Origin of the sequence: Streptomyces sp. NBC_00483 (assembly GCF_036013745.1) — a bacterium.
Taxonomy (GTDB): domain Bacteria; phylum Actinomycetota; class Actinomycetes; order Streptomycetales; family Streptomycetaceae; genus Streptomyces.
Genome location: NZ_CP107880.1, coordinates 4737743 through 4754294 on the forward strand (window position 1 = coordinate 4737743; position 16552 = coordinate 4754294).

Sequence of the window (16552 nt, forward strand, 5' to 3'; positions counted from 1 at the left end):
ACGTCGCCGTGTCGACCGTCCGGAGTCCATCGGACGCACTACACGCGGCGGTGTTACCCGCGGACACCCCGAGATACCTGGAGAGAGATACCCGGGGATACGGAAGCGGCCGTGGGGCCGGTCCTGACACACGGTCAGTCCCGGCCCCACGGCCGCCTTTCTGCCACGCGGTGGCGTCAGCCGTTGCGGCGCCTCCTGACCGCGACCGTGACCAGGACGCCGAGGCCGAGGGCGAGCGCCGCGGCGATGCCGAGGGCCCACGTGGTGGCCGCGGAACCGGTGCCCGGGAGTTCACCGTGCGGCTGGTCCGCGTTCGGGGCCTGCGGGGTGTGCGGGTCGGGGTTCTGCGGGTTGGGGGTGGTGGGCGGGGCGGTCGGGCTCGGGGACGAGGGGTCGGTCGGGGTCGGCGGCTCGGGGACGTCCGTCGTGGTGTTGCAGTCGGGGTCCGTGGAGCCGGGCTCGCAGGTGGAGCCGTCGGGGCCGGTGACCGCGTTGGTCAGCTTCCGGTCGCCCTTGACGGGGTCGCCCACGGTCACGGAGTAGGTCACGGTGACCTTCTTCCCGGCCGGGACGGTGCCGTTCCAGGTCACCTCGGGCTTCGCGTAGGAGACGTCACCGGCACTCGCCTCGGCGTCGCCGTTGTACTCCGCGTCGTCGAGGACCTCGGTGAGGTCGTCGGTGAACGTGGCGCCGGTGTACTCGGCCGGTCCGCTGCTGCCCACGGTCACCGTGTACGTGACCTTGTCGCCCGGCTTCACGGAGTCGCTGGCGTCCGAGGACTTGGCGATCTCCAGGTGGGTCGGCTCGACGCGGACCATGTGGTCCTCGACCTCACCGGGCCCGCCGAAGCCGGTCGCCTTCATGTCCCGGGGAGCCGCGAGGGCCCGGTTGGCGGACGCCTCGCTGTCGTCCCCGAAGATCCGGAGGCGCGCGAAGGTGGTGGACGCCTTCATGGTGTCCAGGCCGTGCAGTTCGAGCGTGGCCTCGGTGGCACCGTCCGGGACGGTCGTCCTGACCATCTCGTCCGGCTCGAACGTGCCGTTCTCGTTCTTGTCGAGCCAGCAGGCGAGTTCGGCGTCCTCACCGGTGGTGTTGGTGACGGGCACCTTCGCGGTGTAGCTGTCCTGGTGCTGGTAGAGGGTGACGGTGCCGAGACCGTCGTCGTCCGAGGCCGAGCGGGCGTCGCGGTGCGGCGTCCCGTCGTTCTCGGCGTTTTCCTCGGAGCCGATCCTGAGGCCGTCGACGATCTCGTGGTACGCGCCCTGGTTCTTCCGCACGGTGCCGTAGCTGTCGGGCGCGTCACCGAAGTCGTAGGACGGCTTCGGCAGCACGGTGGTGCAGTCCGGGTCGGTGCTGTCCGGCGGGCAGTTGGAGCCCGGGCCCTCGACGCCGTTGACGTACTTGCCGTCGCCGCCGTCGCGCGGACCTGTCACCGTGAACGAGTACGTCACCGTGGCGGTGGCGCCCTTCGCCAGGTCCCCGGTCCAGGTCAGCTTCGGCTCCGCGTACGAGACGCGTCCGGAGTCGGCCTTCGCGTCACCGTTGTAGTCGGCGTCGTCGAGGACCTTCGACAGGTCGTCGGTGAACGTCGCGTCCGGGTGGTCCGCTTCACCGTCGTTGCGGACGGTGACCTTGTAGGAGAGGGTGTCGCCGGTCCGCGGCTTCTCCGGCTGGACGGTCTTCTTGATCTTCAGCGACGGAACGCCCGCCTCGGTCGAGCAGTCCGGGTCCTTCGTGCCCTCGGGGCAGTTGGTTCCGGGGCTGGTCGACGTGACGGCGTTCTTCAGGAGCTTGTCGCCCTCCGGCGGGTCCTGCACCGTCACCGAGTACGTGAGCGTGACCGTGGCTCCGGCCGCGACGTTCCCGGTCCAGGCCAGCTCCGGCTTGTCGTAGGAGGTCTTGCCGGCCGTGGCCTCGGCGTCGCCGTTGTACTTCGCGTCGTCCAGCAGACCGGTCAGGTCGTCGCTGAACTTCGCGCCGGGGTAGTCGGCTTCCTTGCTCTCGTTGGTGACGGCCACCGTGTACGTGACCTTGTCGCCGGGCAGCGGCTCCGAGTTGTCCGAGCTCTTCTTGATCTTCAGAGTGGCGACGGAGTCGGTGGTCGTGCACTTCGGGTCGTCCGAGTCCGGCGGACAGTTGGAGCCCGGGGTGTCCGACGTCACCGCGTTGGTGAGCTTCTTGTCGCCCTCGGGCGGCGAGCCGACGGTCACCGAGTACTTGACGGTCACCTTGGCGCCCGCCGCGACGTCCCCGGCCCAGGTCAGCTTCGGCTTGTCGTAGGACAGCTCACCGGAACCGGCCGACGCATCACCGTTGTACTTCGCGTCGTCGAGCACCTTCGACAGGTCGTCCGTGAAGGTCGCGCCCTTGGCGGTGGCCTTGCCGGTGTTCGTGACGGTCACCGTGTACCTGACCTTGCCACCGGGCTTCACGGAGTCACCGGCGTCCGAGGACTTGGCGAAGTCCACCGCGGGGATGCCGTGGCTGGTGGTGCACTTCGGGTCGTCCGAACCCTCGGCGCAGTTGGAGCCGGGCGTACCGACGATCTGGTTCGTCAGCTTCTTGTCGCCCTTGGGCGGCGAGCCGACCTTCACGCTGTACGTGACGGTGGCCTTGCCGCCGGGCTTCAGGTCGCCGGTCCAGGTCAGCTCCGGCTTCGCGTACGAGACGCTCCCGGAGTCGGCCTTCGCGTCACCGTTGTACTTCGCGTCGTCCAGCACCTTCGACAGATCGTCCGTGAACGTCGCGTCCTTGTACTCGGCCTTCCCGGTGTTGGTCACCGTCACCTTGTACGTGACGTCGGAGCCGGGGACCGCGTCGTCGGGCGCGGACGAGGTCTTCTCGTACCGCAGGGAGCCGAGGCCCGTCGTGGTGGAGCACTTCGGGTCGGTGGAACCCTCCTCGCAGTTGGAGCCGGGCGGCCCGGTCACCTTGTTGTCGAGCAGCTTGTCGCCGCGGACCGGGGTGTCGACCTTCACTGAGTAGGTGATGGTGGCCTTCGCGCCGGGCTTCAGGTCGCCGGTCCAGGTCAGCTCCGGCTTCGCGTACGAGACGCTCCCGGAGTCGGCCTTCGCGTCACCGTTGTACTTCGCGTCGTCGAGGACCTTCGACAGGTCGTCCGTGACCTTCGCGCCGTCGTACGCGACACCACCGGTGTTGCTGACGGTGACCGTGTACGTGACCTTGTCGCCGGCCTTGCCCTCCTTCGGCTCGGCCGTCTTGACGATCTCCAGCCCCTTGACGGGCGTGCTGGTGGAGCACTTCGGGTCGTCCGACCCCTCCGGGCAGCTGGAGTCCGGCGGGCCCGTGACCGCGTTGACGAGCTTCTTGTCGCCCTCGGGCGGCGAGCCGACCGTCACTGAGTAGGTGAACGTCCGCTTCTTCCCGGCCGGAACGTCCCCGGACCAGGTCAACTTCGGTTCCTTGTAGGAGAGTTCACCCGCGACGGAGTTCGCGTCACCGTTGTACGTGGCGTCGTCCAGGACCTTCGTCAGGTCGTCGGTGACCTTCGCGCCCTCGTAGTCGGCCTTGCCCGGGTTGGAGAGCGTGACCGTGTACGTCACCTTGTCGCCGGCCTCGACCGACCCGTCGGCGTCGGAGGTCTTGGCGATCTCCAGTCCGCGCAGCGGAATGTCGACCCGGCACTGCGGGTCCTCGGAATCCGGGCCGCAGTTGGTGTCCGGCGTACCGGTGACGACGTTCACCATGTCGAAGTCGCCGGTGATGGGGGCGTCGACGGTGGCCGAGTAGGTGAAGGACACCGTGGAGCGGCCCCGGATGTCACCGGTCCAGGTCAGCTTCGGCTTCTCGTACGAGACCTTGCCGCGGGCCGAGCTGACGTCGTCGTTGTACTTCGCGTCGTCGATGACGTCGCTCAGGTCGTCGACGACGGTCGCGTCGTCGTAGTCGGCCGGTCCGACGTTGCGGATGTAGACGGTGTACTCGACCTTGCTGCCCGGGCCCGCGTCGTACGCGTTGGTCGGCGCCTTGAAGATCTCCAGGGCGGCCATCGGCACACTGGTCGTGCACTTCGCGTCCTGGGACCCCTCGGCACAGTTGGAACCGGGCGGTCCGCTCACGCTGTTGACGAGCTTCTTGTCGCCGCGGGCCGGGTTCTTGACGGTGACGCTGTACGTGATCGTCGCCGAGTCCCCGGGCTTCAGGTCGCCCTTCCACGTCATCTTCGGTTCGGTGTACGAGACGGCGCCCGAGTCGGCCTTCGCGTCGTCGTTGTACGTGGCGTCGTCCAGGACCTTCGTCAGGTCGTCGCTGATCTCGGCGCCCTGGTACGCGGTCTTGCCGGTGTTGGCCACCTTCACCGTGTACGTGACCTTGTCACCCGGCTTGGCGTCCTCCTTGTCGGCGCTCTTGGCGATCTCCAGCGCGGTGAGCTCGGCGGTGGTGGTGCAGTCCGGGTCGGCGGCGGCCCGTGACGCGGGACCCGCGGTGCCTTCGAGGGCCGAACAGTTGGAGATCGGCGGACCGGTCACCTTGTTGGTCAGGGTGCCGTCGCCGGACCCTGCCGCCTTCGCCTTCACCTTGTACGTGAGGGTCACCGTGTCGCCGAGCGGAATGTCACCGGTCCACGTGGCGGTCGTGCCGGCCACGTTCAGCGTCCCGCTGCTCGCGGTCGGTTCACCCTCCAGCGCGGCGTCGTCGAGCACCTTGGACAGGTCGTCGGTGACCGTCTGGTCCTTCAGCGCCGTCTCACCGGTGTTGGCGATCTTCACGGTGTACGTGAGGGTGCCGCCCGGCTCGACCTCGGTCTTGTCCGAGGACTTCGTGATCTTCATCGAGCTCTTCGGCTCGGGCGCCTCGATGGTGACCGGGTGGTCCTCGATCTCGCCCACGCCGTCGAAGGCTCCGGTCGGCTTCGGGTCGGCGACCGTGCCCTCGTACAGGCGAAGGCGCAGGTACGAGTCGCCCGCACTGCGACCGGTGAGCCCCGACCAGTTCAGCTCGGCCGAGGTGGCGTCCGCCTGGACCGGCACGGTGACCCGCTCGCCCGCGTCGAAGGTGCCGTTGCGGTCGAAGTCGACCCACCCGGCGAGGGTGGCCGCTTTGCCGGTCTTGTTGTTCACCGGAACCTTGAGCCCGTAGGTGGCCGCTTCCGCGGGGACGGGCGGCACCGTCGAGAGGGCGTCGTCATCGTCACCGGTGGCGTCCAGCGGGGTCCGTGCGTCGACCTCGGCAGTCACCGTCCTGCCCAGCGTGAGCCGGGCGGGGTCGGCGACCGAACTGGCGCCGCCCTTGGCCTTCGACGTGCCGTAGGAATCGGGGGCGTCCCCGTACTCGTGCGGGCGCAGACATGCCGCGCCGTCGTTGCCGCCCGTCGTGGGGTCGACATGGCTGACGATCTTCGGCTTGCCGAGTTCCGACTCCTGGATCGGGCTCTCGGCTGTCGACGTCGTCATGTCGTAGTGGTAGACGGCGCCGTCGGAGTTACGGACCGCGTAGAAGTTGCCGAGGCTGTCGAAGAAGACACCGCCGAAGGTGTCCTTCGGGTACGTTCCCGCCGTCACCCTCTGGACCTCGGCCGTCTGCGGGTTGAACCGCCTCAGGTTGCCGGTGCTCTCGTCGACCCCGTACAACCAGCCGTCGACCGGGTTGAGGGCGATGTCCGCGACGTCACCGGGAGCGAAGTTGAAGGCGCGCGCGCTCAGCACCTTGGAGTACGTGCTGCTCCCGGGGTCGATGTCGACCGTGACCAGCTTGTCGTTGATGTGGTCGATGGCGTAGGCGCGCGTCCCGGCGAGGTTGGCGGCCAGGGTCTTGGTCCGGCCTCCACTCGGAAATCCGGTCAGCGCCGTCTCGACCTTCTGCCCGGTGGCCGGGTCGACTCGGGTCAGCGTGTCCGCTGGGCCCGGGATGACGTAGAGGTTCCCGTTGAGACGGCTGTACGCGATGCTTCCGCCGACCCGCGGTTCGCCCGGCAGCGGGGTCTGGGCCCCTGTGGCCAGATCGACGGTGAACAGGCTCGCGCCGGAGGGAGTGCCCTGGTTCAGGTACACGGTGTCGGTGCAGATGCTCCGGGGCTCGGTGGGTACCGGCGGCTCGTCGACGGTCACGGTCGCGCACGTAGTCGGCGGCTTGAGCCCCTTCACGTCGGCGAGGTTCTCGGCGCAGTTCTTGTACGCGCCCGCCTTCTTCGCCGTGACGTTCACGCTCAGCGTGCAGGACCTCTGGCCGGCCGTCAGGTCGCCCTTCAGCTGGACCGAGGAGCCGCCGGGCGTCGCGGTCGCCACGCCGTTGGTGCAGGTCGTGGTGGCGGAGGCGGGGTCGGCGACGGTCATGCCCCCGGGCAGGCTGTCGGTGAACGACCAGCCCTTCTTCGCCAGCAGGTCGGAGGTGTTGGTGACGGTGAAGGTCAGCTTCGTGGCGCCGCCCGACGCCATCGTGCTCTTGTCGAAGGCCTTGTCGATCTGCGGCGAGACGTCGAGGACGCGGATGTCGTCGACGGCGTGGTCGTTGCCGGTGGGACTGCCGTTGTCGTTGGTCATGCGGACGCCCAACTGGCTGCCGGGGAACAGCACGGGGGTGTCGGCGGTGAGCTTGGCGACTTCGTTGCGATCAATGGTCTGCGCGTCGGTGGCGGTACAGGGATCCATCACCTTGCTGCTCGCGGGGAGCGCGGTCTGCCCGTCCATCGCGTAGAACCGGAACTTGGGACCCCCGTAGTAACAGGTGGTCCCGGTCGCGACGGCGGTCGCCCCGAAGGTGAGGAACCGGTTGGCGGGGACCTGGATGGTCTTCGCCGTTTCGAACTGGACCTTCTTGGCGCCCGGTCCGGGATTGTCGGTGTAGGCGCCCAGTCCGTGGTTCTCGGCGGAGTCGGCCGAGCCGTTGTACTGGCCGAGCACGTCGGCCAGGTCCCGCATGATGTTCCACCAGCTCGCCTGGGAGCGGCAGGACTTGACGCCCGGGGCATACCCCTCCGAGTCGGCCTTGTTGAGCACCCAGCCGTTGCAGTGCTCCAGCCAGCCGGAGTCGGCCTTGTACGTCATGTTCCGCGGAGGGCCGCCGACGTGGTCGGTGAGCAGCCTCGCGCCTTCTGGAGGATCGTTCTCGAAGTCCTCCTTGAACAACTCGGTCGGGTCGGCGGGCGTGCCCGGGGCGGCAGCCGCGCGCTCCTCACCCGCGGCCGAGGCACCGGCGGCCTCCACCACCGGTAGCGGCGCCGCCACCATCGCGAGCACGGCGCCGAGCACCACCCCCGCCGCGGACGCGCGCCGTGGCACCCGCCAACGTCGCAACCACTGCCTCGGGCCGTCCACCACTCCACCTCCGTCACGGAAAGTAACCAGGAATGATAGAAAGCTCACACGCCGCTTATGTGACGAACGGCACATAAGCGGCCAGCGGCCCGATTCCACCCGGGCGGCCCAAGGAAGATCGAACAGACATCCGCACCGATCCCGTGTACCCTTGACGTGCAAGCGAAGGGGAGTAGCCCCGCAAACCGGTCGTCGACACACTGGAACCCCCGGGTTCCCGGTGGCCGGGCTCGGACCGCCTCGGGCGGGACGGGTGGGCGAGACCTTCGACCAGGCAGAACACAGCACACGTACGCACCCACGCATACGTGTGTCCGCTGCCGGGTCGAGTGGTCCTCCCTACGCAGCGGGGCGGGGTTCACAACGGCCCGGCCCGCACAGAAAGCGCCCCCATGGACCTCGATCCCCTGGCGATCGTCACCGCCTTCGGGCTGATCTTCCTCGCCGAACTCCCGGACAAGACCATGTTCGCCTCACTGGCCATGGGCACCCGGATGAAGCCGCTCTACGTCTGGTTCGGCACGGCGGCCGCGTTCGCCGTGCACGTCGCCATCGCGGTCGGCGCGGGCTCACTGCTCGGCCTCCTCCCCGGCTGGATCGTGAAGCTCGTCTCCGGCCTGATGTTCCTCTTCGGCGCGTTCATGCTCCTCAGGGGCGGCGACGACGAGGACGACGAGGACTCGGCCGGCGCGAAGACCGTCACCGGTTTCTGGCCGGTCTTCGGCACCGCGTTCATGGCCGTGTTCATCGGCGAGTGGGGCGACCTCACCCAGATCACCACGGCCAACCTGGCGGCCACGAACGGCACATGGTCCACCGCGATCGGCTCCTGGGTCGCGCTCATCTCCGTGTCCGCGCTCGCCCTGGTCGCCGGGCGCTTCATCGCCAAGCGGGTGCCGCTGAAGACCGTCCAGCGGGTCGGCGGCTTCTGCATGCTGGCGCTGGCCGTGTGGTCCTTCGTCGAGGTGTTCACCGGCTGACGCACCGGCCGCGCACACCCCTTGTGGATACACGAACGTATCGAATACGTTCGCGTATCCAACCGGGGAGGCGAGGATGCCCGTCACCAAGCGGCGTGCGCGGACGCGACAGCGGCTGCTCGACGCCGCGCTCGACGTGTTCGCCGAGGAGGGCTTCGGTCGCTCCACGGTGGAACAGGTCTGTGAGCGCGCGGGTTTCACCCGTGGCGCTTTCTACTCCAATTTTTCCTCGCTCGACGAGCTGTTTCTCGCCTTGTGGGAGGAGCGGTCCGCGCGGATGCTCGATGATGTGCGGACTGCCCTCGCCGGTGTCGACCCGGACGATCCCGAGGCCGCCGTGCGGGCGGCGATCGACGCCACCCCGGTCGACGACGCCTGGTTCCGGATCACCGCCGAGTTCACCGCGCACGCGCTGCGCAATCCGGGCCTGCGCCGGGTGATGGCCGCCCGCGAGGAGGCCATCCGCGACGCGATCCTGCCGGTGTTCGTGACCGCGCTCGGCCGGCTCGGCCGGCGGGTCACGGACGAACGGGCCCTGGGCGACGCCCTGGTGGCCGTGCACGACGGGACCTCCGTGCAGGTTCTGCTGCAGCCGGACGACGCGGCCGTACGGGCCCGTCGCGAGGCCCTCTTCATGAACGTACTGGACGCCTACAGCACACCGTTGGAGAGCGCATGAGTGACACCACTGCCGATGTCATCGTCGTGGGAGCCGGCCTCGCCGGGCTCGTCGCGACGTACGAACTCACTCGCGCGGGCAAGCGAGTCGTGCTGGTCGACCAGGAGAACGAGGCGAACCTCGGCGGCCAGGCGTACTGGTCGCTCGGTGGGCTCTTCCTCGTCGACAGCCCCGAGCAGCGGCGGATGGGGATCAAGGACTCCTACGAGCTGGCCCTCGCCGACTGGCTCGGCTCCGCCGGATTCGACCGCGAGGACGAGGACCACTGGCCGCGCAAGTGGGCCGAGGCGTATGTGCGGTTCGCGGCCGGGGAGAAGCGGGACTATCTGCAGGGGCTCGGGCTGAAGGTCACCCCGAACGTGGGGTGGGCCGAGCGCGGCTCCGGGACCGCGACCGGGCACGGGAACTCCGTGCCGCGCTTCCACATCACGTGGGGGACGGGCCCCGAGGTCGTACGGGTCTTCCGCGAGCCGGTGCTCGCGGCCGCCGAGCGCGGGCTCGTCGACTTCAAGTACCGGCACCAGGTCGACGAGTTGATCGTGGAGGACGGCGCCGCCGTCGGCGTGCGCGGGTCGCTGCTCGAACCCTCCTCCGAGGCGCGCGGCGTCGCCTCGTCGCGTGAGACCGCGGGCGACTTCGAACTGCGCGCGAAGGCCGTCATCGTGACCTCGGGCGGCATCGGCGCGAACCACGAACTGGTCAGGAAGAACTGGCCCGTTGAGCGGATGGGGACCCCGCCCGAGTCCATGGTGACCGGCGTCCCCGCGTACGTCGACGGGCGCATGCTGGAGATCACCGAGAACGCCGGCGCCTCCCTCGTGAACCGCGACCGCATGTGGCACTACACCGAGGGCCTGAAGAACTGGGACCCGATCTGGCCGGGCCACGGCATCCGGATCATCCCGGGCCCGTCCTCGATGTGGCTGGACGCCGAGGGCAAGCGGCTGCCCGCGCCGCTCTTCCCCGGCCACGACACCCTCGCCACGCTCAAGCACATCACCGGGACCGGGCACGACCACACGTGGTTCATCCTGACCCGCGCCATCGTGGAGAAGGAGTTCGCGCTCTCCGGATCCGAGCAGAACCCCGACATCACCGGCAAGGACCTGAAGCTGGTCCTCCAGCGCGTGAAGAAGGGGGCGCCCGGACCGATCCAGGCGTTCCTGGACCGGGGCGAGGACTTCGTCGTGCGGCGGAACCTGAAGGACCTCGTCGCCGGGATGAACAAGCTGACGCCCGAAGCCCCCGTCTCGTACGAGCAGGTGGAGCGCGAGATCGTCGCGCGCGACCGGGAGGTCGACAACGGGTACTCCAAGGACCTCCAGATGATGGCGATCCGCAACGCCCGCTCGTACCTCTTCGACCGCCTCACCCGCGTCGCCAAGCCGCACCGCCTCCTCGACCCGGCGCAGGGCCCGCTGATCGCCGTCCGCCTGCACGTCCTGACGCGCAAGACGCTCGGCGGCCTGGAGACGAACCTCGACTCGCAGGTCGTGCGGCCCGACAAGTCCGTCTTCGAAGGGCTCTACGCGGCCGGGGAGGTCGCCGGGTTCGGCGGTGGCGGTGTGCACGGGTACAACGCGCTCGAAGGGACCTTCCTCGGCGGCTGCATCTTCTCCGGTCGCGCCGCCGGGCGCGCGCTCGCACGGAGCCTCGCGTGAGTACGCGGGGCACGGCCCTTGTGACGGGAGCCTCTTCGGGCATCGGGGCGGCGGTCGCGGCGGCGCTCCTGCGGCGCGGCTACAAGGTGTACGGGACCAGCCGGGACCCCCGGAAGGTCACCTCGCCGGTGCCGGGCGTGGAGTACCTGCCGCTCGACCTCTCCGACGAGGAGAGCATCGAGACCCTCGCGCGGTCGGTCGGCGAGGTCGACGTGCTCGTCAACAACGCCGGGGAATCGCAGAGCGGCCCGTTCGAGGAGCTGCCGATGGAGGCGGTGCGGCGGCTCTTCCAGCTCAACGTGTTCGGGGCGGTGCGTCTCAGCCAGCTGCTGCTGCCGGGGATGCGGGAGAGGCGGCGCGGCCGGGTGGTCATGGTCGGCTCGATGCTGGCCAGCTTCCCGCTCGCGTACCGGTCCTCCTACGTCGCGTCGAAGGCCGCGATCAAGGGCTTCGCGCACGCGGCGCGGCGCGAGTACGCCCCGTACGGCGTCGGCATCACGACGGTCGAACCGGGCTCCATCGCGACGGGCATCAGCGAGCGCAGGACGCAGTACGTGGCGAAGGACTCGCCGTTCCGCGCCGCATACGACACGATGCTCGCCGCCCTCAACTCCAATGAGGCGCACGGGATCTCGGCCGAGAAGGTCGCCGCGAAGATCGTCTCGGCGATCGAGGCGGGGCGGCCGAGGCCGCTGTACGCGGTGGGCAGCAACGCGCCCCTCGTGTTCGCGCTGCGGCGGGCGCTGCCTCGCTCGGCGACCGAACGGATGGTGGCCAGGAGGCACGGGCTGAAGTAGCGGCGGGGGCTGAAGCGGAGGTTTCGGCGGTCGCGGGCCCCCTGGACGCGGCCGTCGGAACCGCTCCCACGGATGTGCGTAAGGACTGTTCCTGGGCGGGGCACTCGGGCGTACATTCGGTTCACCGTCGCAGCACGCACGGTCGTACGGATGAATTGCGTCGGCGCTGTTCATCCGTCGCCCGCGCGCCGCCGGAGACGGGGAGCAGGCGCCGCACAGCGGGAGTACCTGCGAAGGCCGGCCCGGCCACTCCCCTCGGACACCGTTCCGGTCGGGCCGGCTTCTCGTTTGCCGGGGCGGCCCGACGTAGCGGCACTATGGGGGCATGACTGACAGCAACGGGGCCACGCCCGCCACCGAGTCCATGCCCGACTGGGAGAAGCGGTTCCGGGCGCCGCGTGTCTCCCTGCCCGACTGGGCCGAGGACGCGCCCGACCGCTCCCTGTTCGTGTCGAACGCGACGGGGACGTACGAGCTGTACGCGTGGGACCGCGCCACGGGCGAGCAGCGCCGCGCGACGGACCGGGCGAACGGGACGACGGACGGCGTGCTCACCCCCGACGGCGCGTGGATCTGGTGGTTCAACGACACGGACGGCGACGAGTTCGGGACCTGGCTGCGGCAGCCCTTCGCGGGCGGCGAGGACGTCGAGGCGGTGCCCGGGCTCGCGGCCTCGTACCCGGCAGGACTCGCCCTCGGCCGCGACGGGCACACCGCCGTCATCGGCTGCTCCACCGACGACGACGGCACGACGATCCACGTCGTACGCCCCGGTTCAGACTCCCCCGCCGAGATCTACCGGCACCGCGAGTCGGCGGGCGTCGGCGACCTGTCGTACGACGGGACGCTGATCGCGATCGAGCACACCGAGCACGGCGACGCGATGCACGGAGCCCTGCGCGTGCTCCGGCTCGACGGTTCGACGGTCGCCGAGCTCGACGACTCCAAGGGCGGCACCGAGGACCTCGGCCTGGAGGTGCTCGGCTTCGCGCCCGTGACCGGCGACACCCGGCTGCTCGTCGGGCATCAGCGGCGCGGCCGCTGGGAGCCGATGGTGTGGGACGTCGCCACCGGCGAGGAGACCGACCTGGCGCTCGACCTGCCGGGCGACGTGTCCGCCGAGTGGTACCCGGACGGCTCGGCGCTGCTCGTCGTGCACGAATTCGAGGCGCGTGGCGAGCTGTGGCGCTACGAGTTCGCGACGGGTGCGCTGACGAAGGTCGACACCCCGGTCGGCTCGGTGTCCGGCGCCACCGCGCGGCCCGACGGCAGCGTCGAGTACATGTGGTCGTCGGCCGCCGAACCGTCGGTCGTCCGCTCCACCACGGGTGAGGTCGTCCTCGATCCGCCCGGCATGAAGGCCCCGGCCTCCGTCCCCGTCGAGGACGTGTGGGTGGAGGGCCCCGGCGGCCGCATCCACGCCCTCGTACAGAAGCCGGCCGATGCTCCCGCGGGGCCGCTGCCCACCGTGTTCGAGATCCACGGCGGGCCGACCTGGCACGACTCCGACGCGTTCGCGGCGGGCCCGGCGGCCTGGATCGACCACGGGTACGCGGTGGTCCGGGTCAACTACCGGGGCTCGACCGGCTACGGCCGCGAGTGGACGGACGCGCTCAAGCACCGCGTCGGCCTGATCGAGCTGGAGGACATCGCGGCGGTGCGCGAGTGGGCCGTCTCCTCCGGGCTCGCCGACCCCGCGCGCCTCGTCCTCGCGGGCGGCTCCTGGGGCGGCTATCTGACGCTGCTCGGCATCGGCACGCAGCCGGACGCCTGGGCCGTGGGTCTCGCCGCGGTGCCGGTCGCTGACTACGTGACGGCGTACGAGGACGAGATGGAGGCGCTCAAGGCCCTGGACCGCACGCTGTTCGGCGGCTCCCCGGAGGAGGTGCCCGAGCGGTTCGAGGTGTCCTCCCCGCTCACGTACGTCGACGAGGTGAAGGCGCCGGTCTACATCTCGGCGGGGGTCAACGACCCGCGGTGCCCGCTCCAGCAGATCCTCAACTACGTCGACCGGCTCGAGGCGCGCGGCGCGACCCACGAGGTGTACCGGTACGACGCGGGGCACGGTTCGCTCGTCGTCGAGGAGCGCATCAAGCAGGTCGCGCTCGAACTGGACTTCGCGAAGCGCCACTTGCCGAGCTGACCGGTGCCGCGGGGCAAGGGAGGGGCCGGTGGACGGGTCCTTATTTCGGACCCCGTACCGTGGAGGTGTGTACCGGTTCCTCCTGACCCCGCGCTGGTGGGGGATCAACATCTTCGTCCTGCTCGCGATCCCCGTGTGCATCTTCATGGGCTCGTGGCAGCTCAGTCGTTTCGAGGACCGGGTGCAGGACCACAAGACCGCGTCCCAGCAGACGAAGGTGAACGAGACGGCGGCCCCCGAGCCGCTCGCCTCCGTGCTGCCCGTGGACCAGAAGACCTCCGGGAAGCGGACCACCGCGACCGGCCACTACGGCAAGCAGCTCCTGGTGCCGAACCGCGACCTCGACGAGCGCAGCGGCTTCTACGTCGTGACGCTCCTCAAGGTCGAGGGCTCCGGCTCCGGGAAGGCGCTGCCGGTGGTGCGCGGCTGGGTGCCCGGCAAGGCGTCCGCCGCGAAGGCGCCGGCCGCGCCCAAGGGGAAGGTCACGGTCGTCGGGGCGCTTCAGGCCTCGGAGTCCGCGACCTCGAACGGGGTGACGGCCTCGGGTGGCCTGCCCTCCGGACAGGTCGGCGTGATCAGCGCGGCGTCGCTGGTGAACCTGGTTCCGTACGACGTCTACGACGGGTGGGTCACGCTCGACAAGGCGGACTCCGGGATGACGGCGGTTCCGGCCACGGCGCCCGAGGGCAGCGGTCTCGACCTCAAGGCGTTCCAGAACCTCGGGTACACGGGTGAGTGGTTCGTGTTCGCGGGGTTCGTGGTGTTCATGTGGTTCCGGCTCGTGCGCCGCGAGGCGGAGGCCCTTCGGGATGCGGAACTGGGGATCGCGGAGCCGGTGCCATCGGCGGAGACCGGGGCGTCGGTTTAGCGGCACGGTTCCCTTTTCGGCCGACCGTCCCCACTTCACGGGGCTCCGCCCCGGACCCCGCGCCTCGAACGCCGGCGGGGCTGGAAATGCCGCCGCTTACGACGCGGGGAGCAGGCCCGTGCGGTAGACCGTGCCCTCGCAGGCGTTCGAGATGGTGGTCGCTGCTACCGGGCCGCCCGGTTCCGACGTGTGGGAGACCGCGACGCTGCCTTCGTCGCCGCCGTCCGAGCCGAGCTGCGTCGTCGTCTGGGGGTCGGAGCCGGTCGTGGCGTCGCCGGTGTCGGTGCCGTCACCGGTCGGCGTCGGCGAGGGGGTCGGATCCTCGCCACCACTGCTCCCGCCGCTGCCCCCCGTCGCGGAGCAGGACGCGGACGGCACCCACGCGAACCGCACCTCGTACGCCTTGCCCGGTTCGAGGATCACCTGGCTCGGCTCGGTCGACGGGTCGGGCAGCCCCGAGCCGTCGCCCGACGTGTGGTCGACGACGCTCACCTTGGCCGGATCGGCCGCACCCTGCGCGACGGTGACCACGGACCCTTCGCTGTCCACCGTGCAGTTGGAGCCCGAGACGTTCGAGACGCGGAACGAGCCGTAGACCTTGCCGTCCCCGTCGGGCGCGCCGACGGTGGCCTGCGGCCTGCCCAGCTCACTCGCCTCACAGGTGGGCGAGGTGGCCGCCGCCGTGGAGGCGGGATCGGCCCCCGCGGTGGCGCCGCCCGTGGCCCTGCGCTCGTCGCCCTTCTTGCCCTTCTTGGCGCCCTTGCCCTTGTCCTTGGCGTGCGAGGGCTTGCCCGACTCGCCCTGCCCCGTGCCACCGGACGCCGTGCCCGAGCTCGCCCCACCGCGCGTGGCATCGCTGCTGTTGCCCGCGATGGCCGGCCGCTCGCCGGTGGGGTCGGGGTTCGTCACGTGCAGCACCGCGGGCACCGCCATCGCCGCGAACACACCCACGGCGATCGCACCCACGGCGGCCTGCCGCTTGCGCGCGCGCCGGACGGGCACGGCACGGTGCAGCTCGTCGAGCGCCTGCTCCGAGGGCTCGAGATCCGCGACGGCCTGCCGCATCATCCGCCGCACCGCGAGCTCGTCGTCACCGAGGCCGGGGCCGCCGGGTTCGGGAGCGTCAACAGGCTCACTCACTTCGTCGGCCGCCCGGCCCGGGCCGCCGTCGAGATGGTGGTTCATGCCGGCTCCTCCATGGCGACGCGCAGCGCCGCGATACCTCGCGATCCGTACGCCTTGACCGAGCCGAGCGATATCCCGAGCGACTCGGCCACCTGCGCCTCCGTCATGTCCGCGAAGTATCGCAGGACGAGGACCTCGCGCTGGCGTCGCTGCAGCCCACGCAGCGCCTTCTTCAGGGCGTCCCGCTCCAGGAGGTCGTACGCACCCTCCTCCGCGCTCGCCATGTCCGGCATCGGCTTGGTGAGCAGCTTCAGACCGAGGATGCGGCGGCGCAGCGTGGACCGCGAGAGGTTCACGACGGTCTGGCGCAGATACGCGAGCGTCTTCTGTGGATCGCGCACGCGTTTGCGCGCGGAGTGCACGCGGATGAAGGCCTCCTGCACGACGTCCTCGCAGGAGGCGGTGTCGTCGAGAAGCAGCGCCGCGAGCCCCAACAGGGAGCGGTAATGGGCGCGATAGGTCTCGGTGAGATGGTCGACGGAGGTACCGGCTTCCGTCATCGACTCGTCAGCACCCTGTGCCTGTGCCGGAATGCGCGCCGGTCCCGCCGCTGGCATGGGCGCGATCACCGGCATGCCACCGGCCGCGCGCACGCGACGGGTTCCAAGGGGTGCGAGAGTCGGACGAAGGGCTGCTGCGCCCGTCGCCCGTACCGCTGTGAAGTCCAGTACTTCTGCCACGCCTGTTGGACAAGCTTCCCCCCGTCATGGTTGTACGCGTCAGGCGCCCCATTTGCGACAGGCCTCGTCATCCCCACCGATGACGCCGCCTCGAATGCCGACATGCGCACCACTCTTCCCCTATGCCCCGTATATCCGATGCAGATCGGCTCCCCACCGGGCGACCGCAAAGACGCTCCCCGCCCTGCGCGTGGTTGCAGGACGGGGAGGAAAACCCGCTTACACAAAACTCACACAGAATCTTATGAGCGGATCCACGCTTGGGAAGGGGCTTCCCGCATCGCG

Annotated in this window: 9 protein-coding genes; 6 read left to right on the forward strand and 3 right to left on the reverse strand. The window is 70.1% G+C overall.

Annotated elements, in window-relative coordinates; genetic code table 11:
* Positions 1-176 precede the first annotated feature (176 nt).
* Positions 177-7274, reverse strand: coding sequence for a DUF7927 domain-containing protein (locus OHA73_RS21085; protein ID WP_267070002.1), 7098 nt, complete (start codon positions 7272-7274; stop codon positions 177-179).
* Between the two features lie 392 nt (positions 7275-7666).
* On the opposite strand from OHA73_RS21085, the gene OHA73_RS21090 reads away from it, so the two are divergent.
* From OHA73_RS21090 to OHA73_RS21115, 6 genes are all read left to right on the forward strand, one after another.
* Positions 7667-8254 (forward strand): TMEM165/GDT1 family protein, encoded by a 588-nt coding sequence (locus OHA73_RS21090; RefSeq protein WP_267070001.1) that lies wholly within the window; start codon positions 7667-7669, stop codon positions 8252-8254.
* A gap of 76 nt (positions 8255-8330) precedes the next feature.
* Positions 8331-8933 (forward strand): TetR/AcrR family transcriptional regulator, encoded by a 603-nt coding sequence (locus OHA73_RS21095; RefSeq protein WP_266711558.1) that lies wholly within the window; start codon positions 8331-8333, stop codon positions 8931-8933.
* The gene (locus OHA73_RS21100; protein ID WP_327655818.1) at positions 8930-10594 is read left to right on the forward strand and encodes an FAD-binding dehydrogenase; all 1665 of its coding nucleotides are present in this window, start codon (positions 8930-8932) and stop codon (positions 10592-10594) included. The genes OHA73_RS21095 and OHA73_RS21100 overlap by 4 nt, the downstream gene beginning before the upstream one ends.
* Positions 10591-11391: an SDR family oxidoreductase gene (locus tag OHA73_RS21105; protein WP_327655819.1), complete on the forward strand. Its 801-nt coding sequence runs from the start codon at positions 10591-10593 to the stop codon at positions 11389-11391. The genes OHA73_RS21100 and OHA73_RS21105 overlap by 4 nt, the downstream gene beginning before the upstream one ends.
* A 325-nt stretch (positions 11392-11716) precedes the next feature.
* Complete coding sequence (locus OHA73_RS21110) at positions 11717-13534, forward strand: S9 family peptidase (RefSeq protein ID WP_327655820.1); 1818 nt, start codon at positions 11717-11719, stop codon at positions 13532-13534.
* 67 nt (positions 13535-13601) lie between these two features.
* Positions 13602-14402: an SURF1 family protein gene (locus tag OHA73_RS21115; RefSeq protein ID WP_267069997.1), complete on the forward strand. Its 801-nt coding sequence runs from the start codon at positions 13602-13604 to the stop codon at positions 14400-14402.
* A gap of 96 nt (positions 14403-14498) precedes the next feature.
* Here the strand turns inward: OHA73_RS21115 and OHA73_RS21120 are convergent, their stop codons facing one another.
* Both OHA73_RS21120 and OHA73_RS21125 read right to left on the reverse strand, forming a co-directional pair.
* Positions 14499-15587 (reverse strand): hypothetical protein, encoded by a 1089-nt coding sequence (locus OHA73_RS21120; protein ID WP_266711568.1) that lies wholly within the window; start codon positions 15585-15587, stop codon positions 14499-14501.
* Positions 15584-16267, reverse strand: a complete 684-nt coding sequence (locus OHA73_RS21125; protein ID WP_371590805.1) for a SigE family RNA polymerase sigma factor — start codon at positions 16265-16267, stop codon at positions 15584-15586. The genes OHA73_RS21120 and OHA73_RS21125 overlap by 4 nt, the downstream gene beginning before the upstream one ends.
* Positions 16268-16552 lie beyond the last annotated feature (285 nt).

Bases quoted from the DNA above. Each gene is read 5' to 3' on its own strand.
- OHA73_RS21095 (WP_266711558.1), top strand. From the start codon at position 8,331: ATGCCCGTCACCAAGCGGCGTGCGCGGACGCGACAGCGGCTGCTCGAC.
- OHA73_RS21100 (WP_327655818.1), top strand. From the start codon at position 8,930: ATGAGTGACACCACTGCCGATGTCATCGTCGTGGGAGCCGGCCTCGCC.
- OHA73_RS21120 (WP_266711568.1), bottom strand. From the start codon at position 15,587: ATGAACCACCATCTCGACGGCGGCCCGGGCCGGGCGGCCGACGAAGTG.
- OHA73_RS21110 (WP_327655820.1), top strand. From the start codon at position 11,717: ATGACTGACAGCAACGGGGCCACGCCCGCCACCGAGTCCATGCCCGAC.
- OHA73_RS21090 (WP_267070001.1), top strand. From the start codon at position 7,667: ATGGACCTCGATCCCCTGGCGATCGTCACCGCCTTCGGGCTGATCTTC.